A 7,578-nucleotide genomic window follows, 5' to 3' on the forward strand; every position below is an offset into this window, starting at 1 on the left:
ATTTTGTAGTATTAGCTTGTTGTGTACCATTTAAACCAAAATATGTGCTAGGAGTTAAAGTTATACTCCATGTGCCATTTCCGTTATTAGTCATTAATCCAACGCTGTCGTCTTGCCCCCAGTTTCCTACCACTGAGAATCCAAAAGCGTTGCTGTCGTCTCCAATTCCGGCGTGCATGTAAACTTTAGTTGGGGTTGTTCCCATAAGATTACATGCTTGAGCTGCAGTTGAAACAGTGATGGTAATTTGATCCGTAACATTAAAACTGCTTGGGGTAATGGTCACTTGTGCATTAGCAAAGAATAAATTGCTTAACGACAGTAATAATGTAAATAATATTTTTTTCATAGCTATAATAGAAAAAAGGGCCGCTTATAGGCAGCCCTTTATAATTTGAATTAAAGAGCAATTAACTCGTAAGTGTATCTTCTAGGATTAGATAAATCTAAAATAACTTTATAGTTTCCTGCTGCTCCTGAGAATGTTAAATCACCACCGTCAACTAAGAATCCGTCAGCATTAACCGTTCCTAAATCGAAACCATTACTCCAAGCATTGTTTCCTCTAAATTTGAATGCTCCAGGTACTAATGCGATACTAGCAATTTCTAATTTTTTAGTTGCAGGATTATATGTAAAATCTGTATCTGAATCCCAACTTGTAGGAGTTGCAGAACCGATGATTCCCCAACTAACTGCAGTTGTTGAGTAAGTCATTCCATCAGGATTTTCAGTTGTAATAGCACCAGTATTTGCTCTTACTCTGTAATAACCAGCTATAGCAGTACAGTTTGATTCTCCTGTTTCAGCTAAGATTCCTGAGAAATCACCATTATCTCCATAGTCAGGTCCGCCAGCGGGAGGGAAGTTAAATGTTCCGTCAGCACTTTGAGCAACAAATTTAAACTCGCCATCTAACCAAACATATCCTTCAAAGTCAGTTCTTCCAAAATCTGAAGCTGCTATTAGAGGAGCGTTTCCAACATTCCAACCTTGATGATTACCTGCTACGGCAAGTTTTGGTAGATCTGTAGGATATGGAGTTACAGTAATAGTAACAATATTTGAATACGCAACAACATCTTCATTAGTTCCTAAAGACGATTTAATTCTTAGGTCTAAATCACCAGCAATATAAGGTGTTAGCCCAGTACTAAGAGCAATAGCATTAAGAGATTCGTGAGTAAAAGTTATAAAGCGATTATTTGTTAAACCACCTGAAGTAATTACTGCAAATTCTGTGTCTGCTAAAGAAAATTCAACTTCATAATTAATTTCAGTTTGAACGCCATAATCAGCGTGATTCCAAACTAAAGTTGTTACTTCAGCTGATGGAGTACTGCGATTTAAAATATATGAACTTCCTGTTAATGGAGTTAACAATTCTGGACCTCCACTAGGGTTAATAATTGTTTGATCATCATTTTCGCATGACATATTTGCAATAAATAATATTGCTAATGTACCTATTTTTAATAAATTTTTCATTTGATATACTTTTTATATTAATAACCAGGGTTTTGTGTTAAATTAGGGTTAGCTTGTAAAGCGGTTAAAGGAATAGGGAAAACGTTATATGTACTAGGTATACTAGTACCTGTTTGAGCGTTTCCTTTCCAAGGCCATAGATATGATCCACCAGTGAATTTTCCAAAACGAATTAAATCACTTCTTCTATGTCCTTCCAAATTAAGTTCCCTTCCTCTTTCGTCTAAGATGAAATCTAATGTAAGGTCAGATTCAGTAATTGAAGTAGCATTTGAACGATTTCTTACTAAGTTTACATACGTTGCAGCTTGATTTAATGTTCCTCCAGCACCTCTTATTGCGCATTCTGCATACATCAAATAAACATCTGATAATCTATAAAGTGGAAAATCTGTGCTTGAAAAAACCGTTGGTGTTCCAGAAGTTGAATGAAAATTAGTATTTCTAAATTTAGTAGAAGGATATCCGTTTGTCCATTCTTTGTAATCGGTCATTTCATAAGTATGCCCAGATGTCCAAAATAAATCAGCTCTATCATCTGTTGAAGAACCTAATGGACCAAATAATCCATACCATGCTTTAGTTGCTCTGTGACCTGCCCATGCATCATTACCTCCAGGGTTACCAAATAGAGTTGTTGTCATTGTAGCACTATTCATACTTCCATTAATGATATAAGTAGTATTTCCAAAACTTTGACTTACAATAGCATCCGCAATTAAAGGGAAAATAATTTCAGAAGACATGTAGTTATCAGCAGAGAAAACTTCAACAAAGTCGTCATCTAATACATAACCACCCTCATCGATGATTTTATTAATATATGTTAGAGCGTCAGTGTATCTTGGAGTGCCTGTATAGACTTCAGCATTCATATATAGTTTTGCTAATAGCATTGAAGCAGCATATTTATTAGCTCTTCCATATGAATTTGTTTGTGGTAAATTTTCAATTGCTTGAATCAGTTCGCTTTCAACAAAGTTGAATAATTCTGTTCTTGTTGATTCAGGTAAAGGAGTTGAAACACCATTTTGTGCCTCTGTTACTAATACGCCTTTTCCAAAACAATCAATCATGTAATAATAAGCTAAAGATCTAAGAAATTTAACTTCAGCTATAACTTGATCTTTGTTTTCAATAGATACTGAGTTTAATACTACTAATAAATTGTTACATTGTGGTACGGTATAGTAAACCCTATTGTATAAATATCTAAAGAATTTATTGTTCTCATCCCAGTTAGAAGCTGTTGTTAATTGATCTAAACCATCATCTCCCCATCTGTTTTTCATTCCATCGGCAGTAAAATCTTGTAAATTTACAATTCCTCTTAAGAATGGAGATTCTCCTGGGTCATCACTAATATCAGAACTTCCAGGGCCATTAGGTCCAGATAAGGCAAATGAACCATATAGTTTTGACATAATTCCATTTATTGCATTAGGATCTTGCGCCAAAAGTTGTTCTAATGAAAGTTCTACTACAGGCTCTGTATTTAAATCATCAGTACATGAAATTGAAACTGATATTAATGCAATGAAGCTAAATAATTTTATTTTTTTCATAGTGTTTTTTTTAGAAATCTAAGCTTAAACCTACTGTATATACTCTTGGTCTTGGATAGAAATTGTTGTCAATTCCTCCAAAGTTTTCAGGGTCTTGACCGCCATATTTTGTTACAAGGAATGCGTTGTTAACTGCTCCGTAAAGTCTTAAAGAAGTATCTTTATAGAATTTGTTAAATCTATATCCTAAAACTATATTTTCACATCTTAAGAATGTTGCATCTTCTACCATGTAGTCAGAAAACTTTTCATTTCCATTAAAATTGATAAATGATGTACTCGCTTCTCCTGAATAAAAATCTAAAACATTTGATAAACTACTTGAATTTGTTGGTCTTGTAGCATCTATCCATCCAGAAGTAAGGATTCTTGAATTATAAGTTTGTCCACCAAATTGGCCTCTAAAACTTGTGCCAAAATCCCAGTTTTTATAATTGTAGTTAAAACCAAATCCAAAAGTCCATTTTGGAGTTCTTTCTACATAGTAACGGTCGTCATTAGTAATTTGACCATCTCCATTTCTGTCAACAAATGCGCCTGGAATTACATTTCCATCTGTATCATACAATTGTTGGAATAACCAAAAAGCATAAGGTTGGAAACCAACTGCATTTACTTGTGAGTTTACATTAGTTCCAACTGGTAACCCTCCTCCAGCGTTTAGTCTTTCAACATCTCCTAAATCTGTTACTTCAACACTGTTATAAGCAATATTTGAATAGAATTCAAATGTTGAATTGTCGTTAGAAATTGGTTTAATGTTTAGATTAAGTTCAAAACCTTTTCCTTCGGTTTTTCCAACATTAGTTATAAAACTATCACTTAAATATTGTCCAGGAGCTGTAGGAACTCTTGCTAATAAATCAGAAGTTTTGTTGTAATAAATATCAAATGTTCCACTGATTAAACTGTTTTTAAAGAAGTTAAAATCTAATCCTGCATTTACAGTTGATGTTTTTTCCCAAGTTAAATTTTCATTAAATGGTAATGCTGAATATAAGTTAGAGCCTGGTAAGTATTGACTAGTTGTACTACCTATAGAGAATAAAGGAATTGATGGGTAAAAACCTACATTTCCAGTAATGTCTTGTTGTCCTGTTTTACCTGCACTTAAACGTAGTTTTAAATCATTAACAAAAGTTACGTTTTTAAGAAAGTCTTCCTCTTTTAATTTCCAAGCTAATGCTGCTGCTGGAAAAAAGCCCCATCTGTCTTTTTCTCTAAATAAAGATGAACCATCAGCTCTAAAAGATAGTGTTAATAGATATTTGTTTGCAAAGTCAAGGTTGGTTCTTCCAAAGAAAGATTGTAAATTCAATTCGTTATAATACCTGTTGTTAGGATTGTTAGGATTTATTAGAATTTCTCTTATACCAGTATTAGGATTGTATTGGTAAATTTCTTTGTTACCATCATTTTTGAAGTTTTGATAAGAATAGCCACCTTGAATATCGAATTTTTTAAGTAAACCATTCATGTTTTTAGTGTAAACTAAATAACTATCAAATGTGGTATTGGTAATAGTTTGATTTTCTTGGTAATTTTTTCCAGGATTAAATACAACGTTTGTTCCGTTATATGTTGCAATTGCATTATCCGTAAAAGTTTCTCTTATTTTTGATTCTGATGCATCTAAACCTAAATTTACCACAGCTCTTAATTCTGGTAAAAAATGCATTTTGTAATCCATTTCAATATTTCCTAAAAAACGGATACTTCTTTCAGGTCTGCTTCTTTGTTCTAAAAGCGCAACTGGATTGTATTGGCCGCTCACTACATTTGGGTTGCTTGCTGTCATGGTTTGATAGTAACCTCCAAAAATACCATTTGAATCATAAATTGGTTTTGTAGGGTCCATATTAACTGCGCCAGCTAATGCACTTCCCTCATCTATTGCATTTTTGTCTGTGATAATTCCTTTTGCATTAACATCTAACTTCAAATGATTGTCAAACATATTAGGATTCATTTTGATAGAATATGAATATCTTTCGTAATCATTTGTTTTTACTATACCTTCATTTCGGGTGTATCCAAGAGACGCTCTAAAGGGTAAATATCCAAATAAATTTGCTCTACCACTAATGTTATGATCTGTAGAAATAGAGTTTCTAAAAATTGCATCTTGCCAATCCGTATTTGCTAATATGCGTCCTTCAATAACGTCTGGAGTGCTTGGGTCATCAACTGTTCCTATTGGAGCATTTGGATCAGCTATACCTAAATTATTTACTAAATCTGGATGATATTCTTGAATAAATTTTGAGAATGTTTTACCATCCATTACATTTATTTTTTTAGAAACATTCCCAAAAGAAACACTTGAAGAATAATTAAATTCAGGGCTTCCTTTGCTTCCTTTTTTTGTTGTAATTATGATAACTCCGTTTGATGCTCTAGAGCCATAAATTGCTGTTGCAGATGCATCTTTAAGAATTGTAAAGCTTTCAATATCATTAGGATTTATTAACGATAATGGATTAGAAACCCCAGCAGGTGTTGTGTTATCTACTGGAACACCATCAATTACCAATAAAGGGCTACTGTTAGCATTTAATGAAGAGCCACCTCTAATTCTAATATTAGGAGCAGAATCTGGTTGTCCGCCATTGTTGGTTATTCTAACTCCAGGTGCTTTACCTGTAAGTAATTGATCCGCTGAAACAATGGCTCCTTTGTTAAACTCTTTTGATGTTACAGATGTAACTGACCCTGTGGCATCTTTTTTAGTTGTAGTTCCATATCCAATTACTATTACATCTTTTAATTCTTTTTGATCTTCTTGTAAAGTAATCGTTATTGTGTTTTGATTTTCATATGTTATGGTTTCATCTTTAAAGCCTATATATGAGAATACAATTCGATCTCCTTTTTTGATGTTCGTTAAAGTGAAATTTCCATCAAAGTCGGTAGTAGCTCCGTTTGTTGTGCCCGCTACTAATACATTTACTCCTGGTAAGGTTTGTTTTGAAGAGCCGTCTAAAACAACCCCTTTAAGGGTGTTTTGAGCCAATAAGCCTAAGGGTAACATCAGTAGCAAAAGCAATAACTTTTTTTGCAGTGTTTTCATACAAATTGTTTAGGTTAAATTGTTTTTTATTCGCTTGTAAATTCACTTCTAATGTTAAATTTATGTAAAAATTGCAGATAAAAAAACCTAGATTTGTGAAAAGTCTTGCGAAAACGTTTTCGTGTTGAAAACTTTATCAATAAGTACCAATTTTTAACATAATATTGCAATACCAAAAAAAATAAGTTACATTTATTAAAAAATTATAATCGACTGATTTGTCATGAGAAGAAAAGTTACTTTAAAGCAAATTGCAAAAGAATTAGATGTATCGATTTCTACAGTTTCAAAATCGCTTCGTGATAGCCCAGAAATCAGTGAAGACACTCGTTTGAAAGTACAAGCTTTTGCTAAATTGTATAATTACAAGCCTAATAATATTGCTTTAAGTTTAAAAAATAAGAAAACTAAGACAATTGGTATAATTATTCCTGAAATTGTTCATCATTTTTTTGCAACAGTGATTAGTGGTATTGAACAGGTTGCAAATGAATGTGGTTATAATGTTATTGTATGTTTATCTGACGAATCTTTCGATAAAGAAGTTATCAATATGGAAATGTTGGCCAATGGTAGTACCGATGGTTTTATCATGTCCTTATCAAAAGAAACGCAACAGAAAAAAGACTTTCACCATCTTCAAGAAGTAATTAATCAAGGAATGCCTGTGGTGCTTTTTGATAGGATATCAAATGATATCTTATGTGATAAAGTAATTATTGATGATCAATTGGCGGCCTACGAAGCTACCAATTTCTTAATTTCAAAAGGATTAAAAAAGATTGCCTTACTAACTACTGTTGATTACGTTAGTGTTGGAAAACTGAGAACGGATGGCTATTTAAACGTATTACATGATCACGGAATAGAAGTAGATGAAAGCTTAATAATTCGAATTGAAGATACTGAACACTGCGATGAAAAAATCAATGAATTATTAGAAAATCAATCTATTGATGCTATTTTGGCGGTTAACGAATTGTTTGCTGTAACTGCAATAAAATTAGCAATGTCTAAAGGAATCAAAATCCCAGAAGATTTATCGGTTGTTGCTTTCACGGATGGAATTATCTCAAAATATTCCACTCCAACCATTACCACCATTAGTCAAAATGGGATAAAAATGGGAAGAAAAGCAGCTGAAATGCTAATAAAAAGATTGGAATTAGAAGATGAAGAAGACGAACATTACAAAACCGAAATCATCGAAACAAATCTAATAATTCGAGAATCTACGAAATCGTGATAGTTGAATTTATTTGTTTGAAAATCAATTAGTTAAAAATTTATTTTACTCAATTCGAATAAAAAATATTTACTCAAATAAGATTATTTATTAAAATAACCTTTTATATTTGTGATATCAAAGCTTGTAACTTCACTTCTAAAAACATAAGTTTTGATAAGCACATAGAACGCTTATCGGTTTATTAATCAATAAATTACGATAATGGA

General features: G+C 32.5%; 4 protein-coding genes and 1 pseudogene. 1 reads left to right on the forward strand and 4 read right to left on the reverse strand.

Annotation, left to right across the window (positions count from 1 at the left end):
• From L6Q46_RS11085 to L6Q46_RS11100, 4 genes and pseudogenes are all read right to left on the reverse strand, one after another.
• Positions 1 to 349: pseudogene (locus L6Q46_RS11085) on the reverse strand (alpha-amylase); the annotation flags it as partial.
• Between the two features lie 50 nt (positions 350 to 399).
• A complete protein-coding gene (locus L6Q46_RS11090; RefSeq protein ID WP_291284356.1) occupies positions 400 to 1,488 on the reverse strand; it encodes a SusE domain-containing protein in 1,089 nt (362 codons plus the stop codon).
• A 17-nt stretch (positions 1,489 to 1,505) separates the two neighbouring features.
• Positions 1,506 to 3,053, reverse strand: coding sequence for a RagB/SusD family nutrient uptake outer membrane protein (locus tag L6Q46_RS11095; protein ID WP_291284357.1), 1,548 nt, complete (start codon positions 3,051 to 3,053; stop codon positions 1,506 to 1,508).
• 10 nt (positions 3,054 to 3,063) lie between these two features.
• Complete coding sequence (locus L6Q46_RS11100; protein ID WP_291284358.1) at positions 3,064 to 6,123, reverse strand: SusC/RagA family TonB-linked outer membrane protein; 3,060 nt, start codon at positions 6,121 to 6,123, stop codon at positions 3,064 to 3,066.
• 223 nt (positions 6,124 to 6,346) lie between these two features.
• Here L6Q46_RS11100 and L6Q46_RS11105 point away from each other — a divergent pair, with 223 nt between their 5' ends.
• Positions 6,347 to 7,369: a LacI family DNA-binding transcriptional regulator gene (locus L6Q46_RS11105; RefSeq protein ID WP_291284359.1), complete on the forward strand. Its 1,023-nt coding sequence runs from the start codon at positions 6,347 to 6,349 to the stop codon at positions 7,367 to 7,369.
• The last annotated feature ends 209 nt before the right edge of the window (positions 7,370 to 7,578 follow it).

It is taken from the genome of Flavobacterium sp. (assembly GCF_023151265.1).
GTDB lineage: Bacteria > Bacteroidota > Bacteroidia > Flavobacteriales > Flavobacteriaceae > Flavobacterium.

Coding starts and splice junctions, on each gene's coding strand:
- L6Q46_RS11090 (WP_291284356.1), bottom strand. CDS start 1,488: ATGAAAAATTTATTAAAAATAGGTACATTAGCAATATTATTTATTGCA.
- L6Q46_RS11095 (WP_291284357.1), bottom strand. CDS start 3,053: ATGAAAAAAATAAAATTATTTAGCTTCATTGCATTAATATCAGTTTCA.
- L6Q46_RS11100 (WP_291284358.1), bottom strand. CDS start 6,123: ATGAAAACACTGCAAAAAAAGTTATTGCTTTTGCTACTGATGTTACCC.
- L6Q46_RS11105 (WP_291284359.1), top strand. CDS start 6,347: ATGAGAAGAAAAGTTACTTTAAAGCAAATTGCAAAAGAATTAGATGTA.